This is a genomic window from Mesorhizobium sp. Z1-4, assembly GCF_004000235.1.
Classification (GTDB): Bacteria; Pseudomonadota; Alphaproteobacteria; order Rhizobiales; family Rhizobiaceae; genus RCIO01.
In genome coordinates this window covers 26,870-42,495 of the sequence record NZ_RCIO01000009.1, presented here as the reverse complement: position 1 = coordinate 42,495, position 15,626 = coordinate 26,870, and the positions used below count along the sequence as shown (strand labels likewise).

At 60.7% G+C, this 15,626-nt stretch carries 17 protein-coding genes; 9 read left to right on the top strand and 8 right to left on the bottom strand.

Annotated features, from left to right (window positions below):
• Positions 1–274: 274 nt before the first annotated feature.
• The 3 genes from EP165_RS19480 to EP165_RS19470 are packed head-to-tail and all read right to left on the bottom strand — an operon-like array spanning position 275 to position 2,208.
• Positions 275–637, bottom strand: coding sequence for a SpoIIAA family protein (locus EP165_RS19480; protein WP_127524524.1), 363 nt, complete (start codon positions 635–637; stop codon positions 275–277).
• Complete coding sequence (locus EP165_RS19475) at positions 606–1,514, bottom strand: cation diffusion facilitator family transporter (protein WP_245440254.1); 909 nt, start codon at positions 1,512–1,514, stop codon at positions 606–608. Before EP165_RS19475 ends, EP165_RS19480 begins: the two co-directional genes overlap by 32 nt.
• 49 nt (positions 1,515–1,563) lie before the next feature.
• On the bottom strand, positions 1,564–2,208 hold the full coding sequence (locus tag EP165_RS19470; RefSeq protein ID WP_206075955.1) for a ZIP family metal transporter: 645 nt from the start codon (positions 2,206–2,208) through the stop codon (positions 1,564–1,566).
• Positions 2,209–2,518: 310 nt separating this feature from the next.
• On the opposite strand from EP165_RS19470, the gene EP165_RS19465 reads away from it, so the two are divergent.
• The 8 genes from EP165_RS19465 (at position 2,519) to EP165_RS19430 (ending at position 10,258) form a co-directional block, all read left to right on the top strand.
• The gene (locus EP165_RS19465; protein WP_127524522.1) at positions 2,519–3,118 is read left to right on the top strand and encodes a transglutaminase-like cysteine peptidase; all 600 of its coding nucleotides are present in this window, start codon (positions 2,519–2,521) and stop codon (positions 3,116–3,118) included.
• Positions 3,119–3,493: 375 nt separating this feature from the next.
• Positions 3,494–3,952 (top strand): methyltransferase family protein, encoded by a 459-nt coding sequence (locus EP165_RS20475; protein WP_164743106.1) that lies wholly within the window; start codon positions 3,494–3,496, stop codon positions 3,950–3,952.
• Between the two features lie 129 nt (positions 3,953–4,081).
• Positions 4,082–6,445, top strand: a complete 2,364-nt coding sequence (locus tag EP165_RS19455; protein WP_206075954.1) for a heavy metal translocating P-type ATPase — start codon at positions 4,082–4,084, stop codon at positions 6,443–6,445.
• Positions 6,446–6,555: 110 nt separating this feature from the next.
• Positions 6,556–7,569, top strand: a complete 1,014-nt coding sequence (locus EP165_RS19450) for a cell wall hydrolase (protein ID WP_127524520.1) — start codon at positions 6,556–6,558, stop codon at positions 7,567–7,569.
• A 432-nt stretch (positions 7,570–8,001) separates the two neighbouring features.
• A complete protein-coding gene (locus tag EP165_RS19445; RefSeq protein WP_127524519.1) occupies positions 8,002–8,655 on the top strand; it encodes a cytochrome c oxidase assembly protein in 654 nt (217 codons plus the stop codon).
• An 11-nt stretch (positions 8,656–8,666) separates the two neighbouring features.
• Positions 8,667–9,332 (top strand): SCO family protein, encoded by a 666-nt coding sequence (locus EP165_RS19440; protein WP_164743105.1) that lies wholly within the window; start codon positions 8,667–8,669, stop codon positions 9,330–9,332.
• Positions 9,329–9,796, top strand: a complete 468-nt coding sequence (locus EP165_RS19435; protein ID WP_127524517.1) for a copper chaperone PCu(A)C — start codon at positions 9,329–9,331, stop codon at positions 9,794–9,796. The genes EP165_RS19440 and EP165_RS19435 overlap by 4 nt, the downstream gene beginning before the upstream one ends.
• Positions 9,797–10,258, top strand: coding sequence for a copper chaperone PCu(A)C (locus EP165_RS19430; RefSeq protein WP_127524516.1), 462 nt, complete (start codon positions 9,797–9,799; stop codon positions 10,256–10,258).
• A 45-nt stretch (positions 10,259–10,303) separates the two neighbouring features.
• Here the strand turns inward: EP165_RS19430 and EP165_RS19425 are convergent, their stop codons facing one another.
• The 5 genes from EP165_RS19425 to EP165_RS19405 form a co-directional block, all read right to left on the bottom strand.
• Complete coding sequence (locus EP165_RS19425) at positions 10,304–11,359, bottom strand: flavin-containing monooxygenase (protein ID WP_127524515.1); 1,056 nt, start codon at positions 11,357–11,359, stop codon at positions 10,304–10,306.
• Positions 11,356–11,916: a L,D-transpeptidase gene (locus EP165_RS19420; protein WP_127524514.1), complete on the bottom strand. Its 561-nt coding sequence runs from the start codon at positions 11,914–11,916 to the stop codon at positions 11,356–11,358. The genes EP165_RS19425 and EP165_RS19420 overlap by 4 nt, the downstream gene beginning before the upstream one ends.
• A 32-nt stretch (positions 11,917–11,948) precedes the next feature.
• Positions 11,949–12,833, bottom strand: a complete 885-nt coding sequence (locus EP165_RS19415; protein ID WP_127524513.1) for a foldase protein PrsA — start codon at positions 12,831–12,833, stop codon at positions 11,949–11,951.
• Between the two features lie 11 nt (positions 12,834–12,844).
• The gene (locus EP165_RS19410) at positions 12,845–13,471 is read right to left on the bottom strand and encodes a DsbA family protein (RefSeq protein WP_127524512.1); all 627 of its coding nucleotides are present in this window, start codon (positions 13,469–13,471) and stop codon (positions 12,845–12,847) included.
• A gap of 68 nt (positions 13,472–13,539) precedes the next feature.
• Positions 13,540–14,253 (bottom strand): L,D-transpeptidase, encoded by a 714-nt coding sequence (locus tag EP165_RS19405; RefSeq protein ID WP_245440252.1) that lies wholly within the window; start codon positions 14,251–14,253, stop codon positions 13,540–13,542.
• A 633-nt stretch (positions 14,254–14,886) separates the two neighbouring features.
• Here EP165_RS19405 and EP165_RS19400 point away from each other — a divergent pair.
• Positions 14,887–15,612, top strand: a complete 726-nt coding sequence (locus EP165_RS19400) for a heparan-alpha-glucosaminide N-acetyltransferase (RefSeq protein WP_127524511.1) — start codon at positions 14,887–14,889, stop codon at positions 15,610–15,612.
• Positions 15,613–15,626: the final 14 nt, after the last annotated feature.

Sequence of the window (15,626 nt, the reverse complement as noted above, 5' to 3'; positions counted from 1 at the left end):
CACCGTCGGCTCCTTCGACAAGCCGAGAGGCGCTCCGCCAGCAAGGTCACGGGCACGGCGGCAAGCCGTACCGCGAGAAGAAGGGATCGTTCCTGAGCGAGTTGTTCGACTTCTGACGGTCATGCCATCGCGGTTTCCGCTGCCGCGTACAACCAGTCGATCCTCAGGCGCGCTGATAACAACAGGCAGCCGGACAAAGGGTTGGATCAGCAGAATAAGGAGCACCCAGATTGGACGCGACCGCCCGGCTAGTGCCTACCGACAACAGAATGGATCAGCCCCTGCGAGCCCACTCGGCAGCCGCTTCCTTCTCGCCGGGCCCGAACCAGCGCATCTCAGAACACGTAAGAAGTCCCGCCAGCGACGTTCCCCATTCCATCCATTTGCTGTCGCCGACGACGGCGATACGGCGAAAGTCGTTGCGGTGGGTCGTGTCCATCTTCATGTCCTCGCGAAGCGCGGCGAGCCCCTCGTAACCTTCGAATCCTGTGAGATCGACGACAAGGCCGGGCTTGGCTTCTGCCTGCAGCCGCTCATGCAGCAGCGCGTGCATCCGTTTCAGGTCGTCTTCGGTCAGCTTGCCTTCGCAGGCAATCCCCACGACGTCATCCTGCGCTGTCAGCGTTTCGGTGAACATGGTCTTTCTCCTTTCCCACCGCCCCGTCATGTCCGTAGAGATCGGCGTCACTGTGTGCGGAATCGACGTGCTCGAACTCCAGACTGGAATGGGCGATGCCGAAGCGGTTATCCAGGCGCTCCTTAATGTCGCCCTTGACGGATTCGACACGCTTCCAGCCCTTCGCTGCTAGGACCACGTGGCAGTCGAGCGCCACCTCGTGCTCCTGCATCTGCCAGAGATGCACGTGGTGAACGTCTCGGACCCCGGCGACATTCCGAATCGAGTCGATCACGGCGTCGCTGTCGATATCCGGCGGACTCCCCAGCATCAGCGTCCGGATCGGGCCACCGATTTCGGTAAAGGAGAGATACAAGATGTAGAGCGCAATACCAATTGTGATCGCCGGATCAACCCAGCGGATATCGTAAAGTATTATAAGCGCACCACCGACAATCACGGCAACCGATGCAAGCGCGTCAGACAGGTTGTGCAGAAAGAGAGCGCGTATGTTTACGCTGCCTTTCTGCATCGACCAGGTGAGGAGTGCCGTGAGCGTGTCCACCACGAGGGCGATGCTGCCGAGAACCACCACGGTCCAGCCCTGGACCTCGGGCGGATCGATCATCCGCATGCCGCCCTCATAGATCAGGTAGACGCCGACGAGGATCAGCGTGGTATAGTTGATCAGCGCGGCAACTATCTCGATCCGGCCATAACCGAAGGTCATGCGTTTGTCGGCCGGGCGGCGCGCAATCTTGCGTGCCACAAAGGCGATAACGAGCGAGGCCATGTCGGAGAAGTTGTGCAGCGCATCGGCGATCAGCGCGAGGCTGCCAGCCAGGATGCCGCCGACGATCTGCGCGACGGTCAGAAGGCCATTCGCCCAAATGGCCACGGAGACCCGTCGGTCCCCCGATTTCGGATCTATGTGGGCGTGGCCGTGATCATGAGGCATAGATCATGTGATCCTTCAACGCGGAAATTCCTGCGGTGCCTCCCCCTGGCAAGCCGTCTTTGCCGAGGAGGGAGCCGAGTCCGGCGGACACGAGCGCGAAAAGCGCAAAGCCGCAGCCGAAGGCGAGCGTAGAGCTTCGCGTATCTCCCGCGGCCTCGTGCGCTTCCTCCAGCATACCCTCCACGACGGCGACCGTCAGCAGGCCGGCGACGAAGCTCAGGGCGATGTACTTGACGGCGTCGGGCGCGTTCCGCAGAAGGAACCAGGCAATCAGGGCCGCCCCTAGGCAATAGAGGGGGAAGGAGAGCGAGACGAGAATTCGCCGAGCCCGGGACACCTTCTTCTCCCTCAAATTCGCCACCACCGAATAGCCCTCGGGAAAATCCGCCAGCACCTGCCCGGCAGCTAGGACGATGGCGAGCGACGTCGCGACCGCCGTGCCCGATCCAATCAGCAACCCGTCACCCGAAAGGTCGACCGCGACGGCGACATAGGTCATCCACATTGGGCGGCCGCGGCCGTCTCCCGACGTCACCCGCTCGATTAATGTCTCGGCTCCAACATAGGCAGCGCCTCCTGCGGCGAGGGAGACTGCGGTCCACCAGCCGGCAAGATTGTCGAGCGCCTCGGGCATCAGTTCAACGGCGACGACGCCGCCGAAGCTTGCCTAGCCCATCCAACGCCGGGTGCAATATTGCTGTTCCCCGAGCCAAATTCTCTGCGCAGGTACTTTCGCGGAATACCGCGAAGGCGAATTGCCTGTGCGCTGCAGTGATTGAATGCACATTGACCCCTTGCGAGCGCCAATCAACCGGAGATGCGGGTAATCCTGCCGCTGCACCGGCGAGGCAGGTTGCATCCTAAACTGTGGCCTATCTGCAATGGTCAGCCACCCTTTGCGTTGTTAAGGTATTGGTAACGAATCGGGCGAAGGGGCGGAAACGATGCCGAGCAAAATATTGCTGGGAATCCTCGCTGCATTGTTGGGAATAGCCTCATCGGGGGTGGCGTCGGCACATCCGAGCCAAATGGTGACTGGAGGCCAGACCTCTCAACCGATCGGACACTATGAACTGTGCAAGCGCATGCCGAAGGAGTGCTCGGTACGATTGAACGACGTCAGTCCTGTAGCGTGGAGCAACGATTTTCGGCGACGCCTCGCCAGTCTATCAGAGTCGATCAACAAGGCGATCAAGCCGATGTATGACATCGACATCTACGGCAAGGACGAATTTTGGACCTATCCGACCGATAGGGGTGATTGCGAGGACTATGCGCTCCAAAAGCGCCGCGTCCTGATGAATGAGGGCATTTCGCCCGCAAACCTCCTTCTCACGGTTCTCAAGAAATCCAACGGAGAGGGGCATGCCGTCCTCACCGTCAGAACGGAAGTCGGCGACTACATCCTCGACAATCTTACCGATGACATTCTCCCCTGGGACGAGACCGGCTACTTGTTTTTGAAGAGGCAGGCGACCTATCACACTGGACGTTGGGTGAGCATCCGCGACGGCGATGCACCGCTGGTGGGCGCACTGCATTGATCCGCCGCTGCATCCCCGGCCGCACCCTGGTGACGGGGATTGGCGCGAGATTGTCCGACCAATCCGCAACGCATGGGACGCCCGAAGCTGTCGCTCGTTGCAATGTACTCATTGGCAGCGACGGCAGTTCTTAGCTTTCCACTGAAAGTCAGCCGTGCCATACAGCCCTTGAATCTCCAGCCCCTATGTGGGCTACACCCTCCGTCAATGCACAAGACGGCATTTGTGCTGGCTTCCAGCGTAGGGAACGCCCACGCCCCTGCGCCATTTGCAGGGTGTGGAAATGCTCACCATTACCTTCTTCATCACCGTCACATCCGCAGCGCTTCTGGATACGCTGCTGTTCTGGTCCATCGCGAAACCGGCCCAGCGTGTGTGGCCCCTCCCTCCGGGCAGGCGGGATGGCAGTTCTGGCTGGTGTGGGTGCTGATCGGCCTGTTGATCATCGGAACGCTTTACATCGGTATCGTCGACTACGGCAGTCTTGGACTGGCTGCATTGCATTGGCGCGTTGCCGGCGGCGTCTTGCTGGTTCTGGGCAATGGGCTGGCCTGGTGGGGTGTTGCCGCCCTCGGTACAAGGCCGACCACCGGACTGGCCGGCGAACTCGTAACAGGCGGCCCCTACCGGTTCCCACGCAATCCCCAATACATCGGCGACATCCCCATCATCGCCGGCTTTGTGCTTGCGTCTAATTCCTTGCTCGCATTGTGGCCGGCGCTTTTGGCGATGATCCGCGCATTCATCGCGCCGTTTGCCGAGAAACCCTGGCTTGAAGCGCGGCTTGGCGACGCCTACTCCGACTATAAGCAGCGCGTTCGACGCTTCATCTGAGACCGCTTAAAAACTTCGCATTGGGTCTTGAACCTACAGTTGCTAGAGGTCCTATCTTGGAAGGACCAATCAGAGCCGACCGCGGAACGGTGAAACGCAACCTCAGCCGACGCGGGACAGGAGACAACGATGCTGACCGAAAAAGAACATAACCATGAACGTTCTCAGGTGCACGAGTGCAGGCGTTCTCACCCGCATGTGCATTCCCAGGATCACGGAAATCGCGTGTGCTGCGGTGCCGATGCGCCAGAGGGTTCAGTGGTTACCGCCGGGCGCAGCTTTCAGGTCAACGGTCTCGACTGCGCCGAAGAAGTGGCAATCCTCAACCGGGTGGTGGGGCCGGTGGTCGGCGGAGAGCAACATCTAGCCTTCGACGTGATCAACGGCCGCATGACGGTTCTGGACTCCGCTGGGATCGTCTCGGACGAGAAGATCATCAAAGCGGTTGCGGGAACCGGGATGGGCGCGCGACCTTGGAACGCCGACAATGCCGAGACCGACCGCGCCGTGCACCTAAGAAAACAGGCGCGGTTCACCGCGGTCAGTGGCGGCTTCTGGGCGGCAGGGTTCCTGTATCACAATGTGGAGACCGGGCTGGGCGGTGCGCTGGGGCTGTTCGCGGGCCATGGCGAGGCGCCGATTCCGCTGGTCGAAGCAGGTCTGTTCGGCCTCGCTATCGTATTCGGCGTCTGGCTGGTGGCGCCCAAGGCATGGTCCTCGGCGCTGCGTCTGTCGCCCGACATGAACCTGTTGATGGTCGTCGCCGTCGCCGGCGCCGTCGGCCTGGGCGAATATTTCGAGGCCGCGACCGTCGCCTTCTTCTTTGCACTGTCGCTCTATCTCGAAAGCTGGAGCGTGGGGCGCGCGCGCAATGCCGTCGCGGCGCTTCTCGACCTTGCGCCGGCAACGGCGCGGGTGATCCGCAGCGACGGCACCGAGTCGGACGTGCCCGCGGCCGAGGTTGTCGTTGGTGACCGATTCGTAGTGCGCGGCGGCGACCGCATCCCGCTCGACGGCGAGGTGACGGATGGGGCGGGTGCGGTCGATCAGGCTCCGATCACGGGCGAGAGCGCGCTGGTCCCAAAGGAGGCGGGCGACGAGGTCTATGCCGGCACCATCAACGGGGAGGGCACGCTGACGGTGCGCGCTACCAAACCCGCTACGGACAGCACGCTGGCAAAAATCATCCGCATGGTCGGCGACGCGCATTCGCGCCGTGCGCCGGTGGAGCAGTGGGTGTCGAAATTCGCTCGCATCTATACGCCGATAGTGATGGTGGCCGCCGTCGCCATCGCTCTGTTGCCGCCGCTCCTTATGGGCGCGACGTGGAGCTTCTGGATCTACAATGCGCTCGTGCTGCTGGTCATCGCCTGCCCGTGCGCGCTGGTGATCTCGACGCCTGTCTCCATTGTGGCAGCGCTCACCGCCTCGGCACGGGCGGGCGTGCTGATCAAGGGCGGAGCCTACGTCGAGGCGCCGGGACGCACCACAGCGCTGGCGCTCGACAAGACCGGCACGATCACCGAAGGCAAGCCTGAAGTGGCCGCCGTGCATCCGCTGGGCGGCACGTCGGAAGTCGACCTGATGGCCGTTGCCGCGTCGCTCGAGGCCAGGTCGTCGCATCCGCTCGCGCAGGCGATCCTCGCCCGTGTAGGCAAACACGTGACCGCCGCCGAGGATACCCGCACCGTGCCGGGCCGTGGCCTCGAAGGCCGATTCGCCGGTCGCGCCGTCTGGCTTGGTTCTGACCGGTTCGCCACCGAAAAGGGCTTTCACGCCGCAATCCCCGCCGACCTGCGCGACCGGATCGAAGGGGCGGGCGCCACCATGGTCGCCGTCGGCGACGACTCCGGCGTTCTGGGCCTGCTGGAACTGCGCGACCGGATCCGGCCGGATGCGCGCGAAATCGTTGCACAACTGCACAAACAGGGCGTGAAGAAAGTCGTCATGCTTACCGGCGACAACGACCGCACAGCCCGCGCCGTCGCTGCCGAAGTGAACATCGACGAGGTTCGCGCCGAACTTCTGCCTGAAGACAAGGTTACCGCCATCACAGATATGGTGGCGACCCACGACATGGTCGCGATGATCGGTGACGGGGTGAACGACGCCCCGGCCATGGCTCGCGCGCACTACGGCATTGCTATGGGCGCGGTCGGCTCGGACGCCGCGATCGAGACGGCGGACATCGCGTTGATGACCGACGACATCGGAAAAGTGCCATGGCTAATCGGCCATTCGCGGCGCACCATGTCCATCATCCACCAAAACATCGGTGTCTCGCTGGCGACCAAGGCCGTCTTCGTCGGCCTGACCGCCTTCGGCATGGCCTCGATGTGGGGAGCGATCGCGGCGGATGTCGGCGTGTCGCTGCTCGTGGTGGCAAATGCGCTTCGTCTGCTGCGGCCTAGCGCGGAGACGATGTTTGCGAGGGAGCGACTGGAGGGCGCCGTCGATTCTATGGTTGTCGGCCAGATCACACATGGTCACTAGGAGCGGCGGCGGCTAATCAATTTGCCTATCCTGCGGCGAAAGGGAACTTTGATTTAACGGCTCATTAAGGTTAACGATCCAGGCTGCTCGGGAGGATTCGGAAGGATAGCATGCAGGGGCGCAGCCGAAAACGATGCTTGGGAGCGAGGAATCTCACCAAAGTCGTTTTCGCCCTGATCGGGCTCGTCGTTGGTGTGGCGGGCACGAATCCAGAGGTATATCCAATAGGGCGCGCTCCCGATGTGGTGCCGGACGAATTCGTGTTCGAGGATCAGTCGAACAATACCCGGCATGTTTCCGACGAGCCGCGCGTGGTGCGGGGCGACAAGCAGGCCAGGGTAACTGCCGGGGCGCCTGAGCGCCGATTGGCCAAAGTTTCCCTGGGCCTACGCTTAGGATTGCGTCCCCTGGCGGTCAACGCGCAGCGTGTGGCGCCGTTCGAGGTGGGTGACGCGGCACTGCTCACCAAGCGAATGCTTTTTCACAGCGCCGAAATGGATCGGCTTGCAGGCGTACCCGAAGAACTGGTCGATCTGGTGACCAATGACGGCGCGGATATCCTGGCGACGGCGTACGCGCCAACGGACCCCTTCCACGACTCCTCATCCCCCTTCGATGCTCTACTCGCAACTGAGAGGAGTGGGCGGTTCGTGCCACCTGTTGTGGAGGGAGACCACGTATGGATGAAGGAACCTTTGCCGCCGAAGGTCTTTTCTTCCGAAGAGCAGAAGTGCCTGTCGACCGCGATTTATTTCGAAGCCCGCGGAGAGAGCCTGAAAGGGCAGGCGGCCGTAGCCCAAGTGATCCTGAATAGGGTGCGCAACCCATCATATCCCAATGAAGTGTGCAGCGTCGTCTATCAGAACGCCGGGTGGTATAAACGATGCCAATTCTCGTTCGCCTGTGACGGCCTTCCCGAGCGGATCGTTAACCGCCGTGCCTATCGAACCGCCCGCGAGGTGGCTATGGCCGTGACCGGGGGAAAGATCTTCCTGCGGGACGTTGGCTCATCGACGCACTACAATGCGACCTACGTCAGTCCCGAATGGGCTGATGGGATGGAAGAGATGACGCAAATCGGTAGCCACATCTTTTACCGAACATACAACGGCGGTTGGAGCTGAGTGCGGCCCCTAACTATCCTCAGCGGTCCAGGCTCATGGAGATCAGATCGAGGATCGTTTCCTGCCAAGTTGGGTGTCGCCTGCTCAGCTACTCCGTAGTTCTCCAAATCATCCACTCAACTTTTCAATTCGGAATTCGGCAGAGCGACCGGACCTGAGCGGAACTCTCTCGGAAACCATAGCACCGCGAGAGTGCCGACTGAACACGCCGCCCGACGCGAGCATTCGCTAAAGGTCTGGCGGGCTGAAAAAGGTCGCACCGCGGATACTTGAACCTAAAGCCACTAGAGGCTGTACGATTTTCGCCGGTTTCCGAAGCGTCAACGAAGGGACCCGCAACTCTGCTGCGTCAAAGCCGCGCGCGCGGTGGTGTCGCGTTGAGAAAATTGCCGGAGCGCGTGATGATCGTAGAGAAAATGATTTGATTGACCGATGACCAATTTACGCAACAAAAACATACGCGTGGTTACCCTCAGTTTTGCGCTTTTGGGGGCGATGAGCGTTTTGGTAGCGTACTCGCCCACGCTCTACCGGATGTTCTGCGACTTGACCGGCTACGGCGGAACGGTACAGCGGGCCGTTGCGAAGCAGCCGTCTGCAGCAGTCACGGACAAAACCGTCAAAGTTCGTTTCGACGCCAACGTTGCGCCAGGTCTGCCTTGGGAGTTTCGCCCCGAGCAACGAAGCGTCGAAACCCGCTTCGGAGAGCCAGCGAAGGTCTACTACTACGCCGAGAACAAGTCCGATGAGATGATAGTTGCGCGTGCGACGTTCAATGTTACCCCGTACCCGACGGCACCTTACTTCTTCAAGATTGAGTGCTTTTGTTTCACCGAGGAGAAACTCGGGCCGGGAGAGAGCGCCAGGATGCCGCTTGTCCTCTATCTCGACGAGCAGATGCTTAAGGACAAGAACGCGAAAATGTTCCGCGAGGTCACGCTTTCCTACACCTTCTTCAGGCAAAAGGATTTATCGAGCGAGGAAATCGACGCTGCTCGCGACCTGAAGACTGGCTCCGAAGTAACCGACGCAAGGCTGGATGGCGGAGGGTCGGCGGAATTCGAGAACGACGCGCCAAGACGATGAGCAGCAGGGATTTGAGAGTCCTCTCGGGTTTTCTGGCCGCCGTAGCTTTGGTGCTGGCGGTTGTCCTCGGTGCCGCATCCGTAATGCGCGGCCCTTCGCAGGGCTTCATGGTCAGCCAGCCGAAACAGGAAGCCTTTGCCGAGCCGGGTTCTGTTCCCATCGGCGGACAGTTTTCCCTCGTCGGTCACACGGGCGAGACCGTCACCAACGACGACTTCGCCGGAAAGCTGCGCCTTGTCTTCTTTGGCTTCACGTACTGTCCCGACATATGCCCGACAACGCTGACCGAAATCGCCCGAACGATCGAGTTGCTGAAGGACGATGCCGATGCCGTGGCATATCTTTTTGTGAGCCTCGATCCGGAGCGCGACACGCCAGATGTCATGGCTGAGTATGTAAAGGCATTCGATGAACGGATTACCGGACTGACCGGGACGATTGATCAGGTCGACGCCATGGCGGAGACGTACCGTGTGGCGTACGAGAAGGTCGGTATGGACGGCGAAGCCTATCAGGGCAGCGGCGATTACCTCGTGAGCCATCAAGGCAATACATATCTGATGTCGAAATCCGGTGAGTATCTTACACATTTCAGCTACGGCACCGCTCCGGAGGAGATGGCCGAGACGATCCGCGAGGCCATTGCCAGATTCGGCGGTGTGGGTGGGGAGACATGACTGTGCGCACGTATCCTATCGGGTTGATGAGCTTGTTTGTGCTCGTGTTTGTGATGCCGGCCCGGGGACAGGATGGAGCTACCATCTCCGTCCAACAGCCGTGGGCGCGCGCTTCCATCCTGACCTCGCGACCTGCGGCGGCCTACCTCACCGTCCAGAACGAAGGTGATCGCCCCGCCACTCTCGTTGCGCTGGAGACTCCCGTCGCGGGCCGCGCGGAGGTTCACCGCACGGTCAAGCAGCGCGATGTCATGAAGATGGTGGCGGCGGGGCCAATCGAGGTGCCTGCCGGCGGGAGCGTTCGCATGGAGCCGGGCGGGTATCATGTCATGCTCATGGATCTGGAGCGGCCGATTGAGAAGGGAGAGACATTCACGCTTACGCTACGTTTTGCGAATGCATCTCCGATCACGGTTTCTGTGCCGGTTTTCGGGCCAGGCGCCAGAGGACCGGAGGACGATTAGATGACGGCGATGGAGTTTTGGCACGCGGTCGCCCGCGCAGCGGGTCTTGTCTTTGTGCTCCTGCAGACGCCCTCCGAAACGCTGGCGCATAGTTACAAGCTAGACGATATCGCGGTCGGTCATGTCTGGGCATCCCCATCCGAGGAGGGTGCCGGGGGTATCGCGGTGTACGGCCCGCTCCTCAATCGTGGCGGCACGAGCGCGCGGCTCGTCGGGGCCTCGAGCCTACTGGCTGAGGATGTTGGCTTTCGCATTTCAAAGGACGGTGAAGTAAACTGGCTCGAATTCATCGAATTGCGTCCAAACAAGCCCGTGTCACTTGCCTTGTGGCGAGAACACATCTGGTTGTCTGGAATCCGCGACTCCATTGAGCAAGGCGACAGCTTCGAGTTGATCCTCGATTTCGGGGATGCGGGTAAGCTGCCGGTCAAAGTCGTCGTTGAAGACGAGGGTGGGCATTAGTGAGAGCTGCTCGCGCATAACTGTGGTCCGCGGGAAATCTGGCGACTATTTCCGTTCGGATATCAGTTTCACGATGGCGCCAGCATCGCGGCCGGCGCCCATGATGAGGGCCGAGGCGCGATTGCGCTGCCATGGTCTGCCCACGAAGAACAAGTTCGGGACCGGCGAAACGCCGTTCGTGTGGGCAAAAGAGCCGTCCGGGTTCTTGGCGGCCGGAATCTGCACCCAGTCGCTATCGTCGCGGTAGCCTACCGCCCAGATGACGGATCCGATATCAGCCTCGCCTGCGTCAGAAAATTTCGCGGTCGTTCCCGCAGCTTCCGTGAGACGGGGCATCAGTCGAACGCCCTTGCGAGCGAGGCTGGCGAGGTTGCGGTCGCGATCGGGAAACGGATCGGTCCGCCGCATCAGCCGCCCGATAGCCGAGTCCACAGGCGCACGCATGAGGCCGGACCAATGGAGCCACCACCAGATGCTCTTTCCCAGAAAGCGCTCCGGGAACAGTTTGCGCGGCTTCCCTGCCGCAAGCAAGGTTGGGCGTTTGGAGGCAAGCTCGGCGGCAATGTCACGCCCGCTTGCGCCGTCACCAACGATCAGGACCACCCCGTCGGGCACCGAGGACGGATCGCGATAGGTCTCGGCAGTCAACTGCGTCACCGCACTCCCGAAGCCTGCGGCGATTTTCGGGACGAGAGGAACCTGAAATCCGCCCGTCGCGATAACGACATGCGTAGCCGCCAAGATCTCGCCACTCACCAATATGGCCTCGAATTCCCCGCTAAGCGATCGCTGCAGCTTGGCAACGCGTGAATTCAGCCGCAACGGCAGATTGAACAGACCCGCATACACTTCAAGGTAGTCGGCGAACTCATCGCGGGTCGGATAGAGTTCGCGGTTGCCCGGAATGATCGCTCCCGGCAACGCGCTGAACTGCCGCGGCGTGAAGAGCGTCAGCGACGTATATCTCCTGCGCCAGCTGTCTCCGATGCGGTCGTTGCCGTCGACGATAACAAACGGAATGCACGCCTGGCGCAGATGGTAACCCGTTGCCAGTCCAGCTTGACCGGCACCGACAACCAGCACGAAGGGTGGCTTTGTCAATCGACAACGACCTTTGCTCCGACGGGAACGCGCTCGAACAGGTCTTCGACATGTTCGTTCAGCATGCGGAAGCACCCGTTGGACACGGCTTTGCCGATCGACGACGGTTCAGTCGTGCCGTGGATTCGGTACAAAGTGTCCTGGCCGTCACGATAGAGGTACAGCGCGCGTGAACCGAGCGGATTGCCCGGACCGCCTGGGACACCATCCGCATATCGCGCATATTTTCCCGGATCGCGTCTGATCATATTGTCTGTCGGACGCCAGCTAGGCCATTTCGCCTTACGGCCGATTTCCGCAGCACCGGAAAAGGCGAGACCTGCCCGGCCGACTCCTATCCCGTAGCGTCGAGCGATGTTCTTCGACTTGACAAGATAGAGGAAGCGGTTCGCCGTATCGACGACGATCGTACCGATAGGATAGTCCCGTACGAAATCGACCTCTTGCGGCAGGAATTGCGGGTCAAGCGCAGGGCTTGTTTCCGGATGGGCCGCCGCCCTCCGGACGGCGGCGAGCAGCGCGAAAGAGGTGAGCAGGAATTGCCTTCGATTGAGCATGATGTCCCCCCAGAATTGCTAGTGAAATGCGGTTAGTGGTCGTGACCGTCGTCCTCAGCTGGCGGCGTCACGTCCGGCACCAGTTTTTCGACTTGGGCTTCCGCCCGAAGCTCCGCGATGATGCGCCGCTGCTCCGCCGCCTGTAGCGATTGACGAATCTGAGGCGCGACCGTCTCGAACTCCGGCGCCGGCTGCTGTCGCCTCTCTTGCACCTTCAGCACATGGAAGCCGAAGGAACTGCGGACCGGCTCAGCGGTGTATTCATCGGCCTGCAGTTTCGCGGCGGCTGCGTCGATCTCCGGAAGCGACTGGCCGGCCGCGACGAAACCCAGATCACCTCCTTTCGGCCTCGAGACCATGTCCCTGGAACGTTCGCGCGCGAGAGCGGCGAAGTCCTCGCCGGCATTCAGCGCCTCGATGACCGCGGCCGCAGCCTCTTCGGTATCCAGCAGGATGTGCCGAATCCGCGTTTCCTCAACGCGGGGCATGCGAGCGATTTGCGCCTCGTAGGCGGTCCTTACCGCCTCTTCCGTTACAGATGCAAAGATCTGCTCGCTGATGAAAATGGAACGCAGCGTTTGCTGTTCCAGGAACGCTATTTTGCGCTTGAAGGACTCGTCGCCGGCAATTCCCTTTTCTCGCGCTTCGTTCGCGACGATGCGCAGGTCTATCAGCGCGTCGACAAGAACCGAGCGCTTCGCATCATCGGGCATGGAGCCCAGTTGCTGCGCGTACATCTCTTCGGCAACCGCCAGTTCCGACGCTGTGATGTCCTGGCCGTCGACACGTGCGACAATCTCCTCCTGCTGAGCGAGGACGGAGGGACTGGCCGTCATGGCTGCAGCGAATACGACTGTTGCAGCAATGATGCCGCGCCATGCGGAGCCGAATCCGGAAATGATCGTCGTCTCGTGCATTTGTCCGCTCCTTATTCGGCAACCAAGAGAGGGTCGATGATTTCACTGAATCGCTCGAGGCTGAGCACGCCCTTGTACATTTCGCCGTTGACGAAGAATGTCGGTGTTGAGTCGACACCGTATGACTTGCCCGTGTCAGCGATGGCCGTGATCTTGTCCAGCAGGTCTTGATCCTGGAGACAGGCTTCAACCTGCTCACCCTCCATCCCCGTCATGCCCATGACCGACTTCAGAGCCGAGGTCGCATCGGAAACCCGTGCCCAGCGGTCCTGCGAACGATAGAGAAGGTCGAGCGTCGGGTACCATTTGTCCTCGCCGGCGCACCGTGCCAACATGAAACCGGCCGAGGCGCGCGGGTCGAACGGGAACTCGCGGATGATGAATCGGACCTTGCCCGTGTCAACGTACTTGGCCTTGAAATCGGGCCAGACGGTTATGTGAAAGTTGCGGCAATGACCGCAGGTCAGGGATGCGTATTCAATGACGGTCACGGGAGAGTCCGCATCTCCAAAACTCTTCTCTGGAAGCGGGCCGGGCGCAAGCAACTGCTGCTGCGTGGGTTGAGCGAATAGCGGAAGCGGACATATGCCGGCGACGGCAAATATGGACGCACCTGCAAGAAAAAGACGGCGGTTCATGGCTCCTCCGACAACTGTTCACCTGACGGTAAGACCTCTAGCTGCTAGAGGGGCAAGCGCGTTTCTCTCTAGACAATGGGACGGGCGCCATGGCGAACGATGATGGGCGAGGGGGTGGGCACGCGCTTGTACAAATCTATGATGTCCTGGTTCATGAGGCGCACGCAGCCACTCGAAACCGCCTTTCCGATCGTCCAGTATTCGGGCGTGCCGTGGAGGCGGTACAGCGTGTCTTCACCATCCTGGAAGATATAGAGGGCGCGCGCGCCGAGCGGGTTGTTGAGGCCCGGCGCCATTCCGCCGTTCTCCGCGCTGTATTTCTCCAGTTCCGGCTGCCGCGCTATCATCTCGGCTGGGGGCGTCCAAGTCGGCCATTCCTGCTTCCATTGGATCACGCCGCGACCCGACCATTCGAACCCGGCACGACCCAGGCCGACGCCATAGCGCATGGCCTTGCCTCGGGGCTGGACCAGGTAGAGATAAAAGCGTCGCGTATCGACAACGATGGTGCCTGGCCGTTCGCCGGTGGGGTCGTCGACGAGTTGGCGGTAATAGCGCCTGTTGACCTTCGAAACATCGACCGCAGGTATAGGAAACCTCTCGTTCGGCATCGCCGCATACATTGAAACATAGGACCGGTCCGGCTGCGGCTCCGGCTCGGCCGCTTTCTCGCCGTTCGTTGTCGAACAACCTGAAACGACGAGTGCACCTGCGGTACTTGTTATGCCGGCGAGGAAAGCGCGGCGCTTCGGGTCGAAGTGGATGTCTTTGCTGCTTTTCACGATTTTCTGCCCACCATGCGCAGCGGTTTTGCCGCAAGCGCGAACTGTTATCCCGGATGATGACCAGCCTGCGGCGCTCTGGAGGGCCGCGAGACCGGACGTTCATGTGATTTGGGCAAGAAAGCCTCGCCCGCCGCTGTCGCGTCTATTGCGGCGGCGGGAGGGAAACCTCGACGGGAACGGGCTCGGCAGAAGGTAGTACGGCATGCGCGCGCAGGCTGCTCACTGTGCGTGATGGGGTCAGAAGAGCTCGTACCAACCACACACAATGATCCGGACATGCCGAAAGCCGCGGCAGATCTTCATCCGGCGCAACATTCGGTTGCTGCTGCCAATTTCCGACGGTGCCCGCGGCAACGTAATTTCCGGAGACCAACGCCGAATTCCGGCTCGTCGCGCCCGTTTCGATAGTTGACCCAGCGGCCATGACAGGTGCGAGAGCCACGTGCACAAGCACGAACAGAACGAAAAGGATAGTGGACAGCACCCGGAGCATGTCTCCAATTAAAGCAACGGGATGGTTAAGCAAAGGCAAATCAACGTGAGATTGGGTGATCGAACGGGAAATATGGGTTGAACCTCCTGTAGGATGAGCTTTTACACAAACCTGAATTACGGACAGGAGACCGCTCCTTGGCTGGGACGCAACGCCTCATTGTTGTCGACATCGTTCGGGGCCTCGCGATTACGGGCGTGGTCCTGTTCCATCTCGTCTGGAATTTTGAGTTCACCGGCATTATCTCAGGTGTCGCGCAGCATACCGCTTGGCTGATGTTCGGTCGCAGTCTGGCCGGCACCTTCATGATCCTCGTCGGCGTCAGCCTCGTTCTTGCACATCGAACGCAAATCAGATGGTCGCCATTCTTGCGTCGTCTGAGTATCATCGCCCTCGCAGCGGCGGCCGTCACCTTAGTGACGTACCTCGTGTTCCCGGCCAGCTTCGTCTATTTCGGTATCCTTCATGCAATCGCAGCAGCGACGCTGATAGGGGTCCTGTTCATTCGCGCGCCCGCGTCACTATGTTTGGCAGCCGGGACTGCAATTTTTGCGCTTCCGTTTTTCTACGAGTCGACGGCTTTCGACACCAGACTGACGGCCTGGGTCGGCTTTTTTACCCAGCCCCCGCCGAGCAATGATTTCGTGCCGATATTCCCATGGGTCGGCCTCACGCTTTTTGGCATGGCGGCGACGAAATGGCTGCTGGCCTTTGATCTGGAAGATTATCTGTCGAGATCCGCGCCGCAGGGTCAGGCGGCACGATTCCTGGCATGGTGCGGGCGCAGAAGTCTGGTGATCTATCTCGTGCACCAGCCCGTTCTGTTGGCTGTCATCGTACCGGTTTCCAGGCTACTGATTTGAACAGGGGAGGGAAC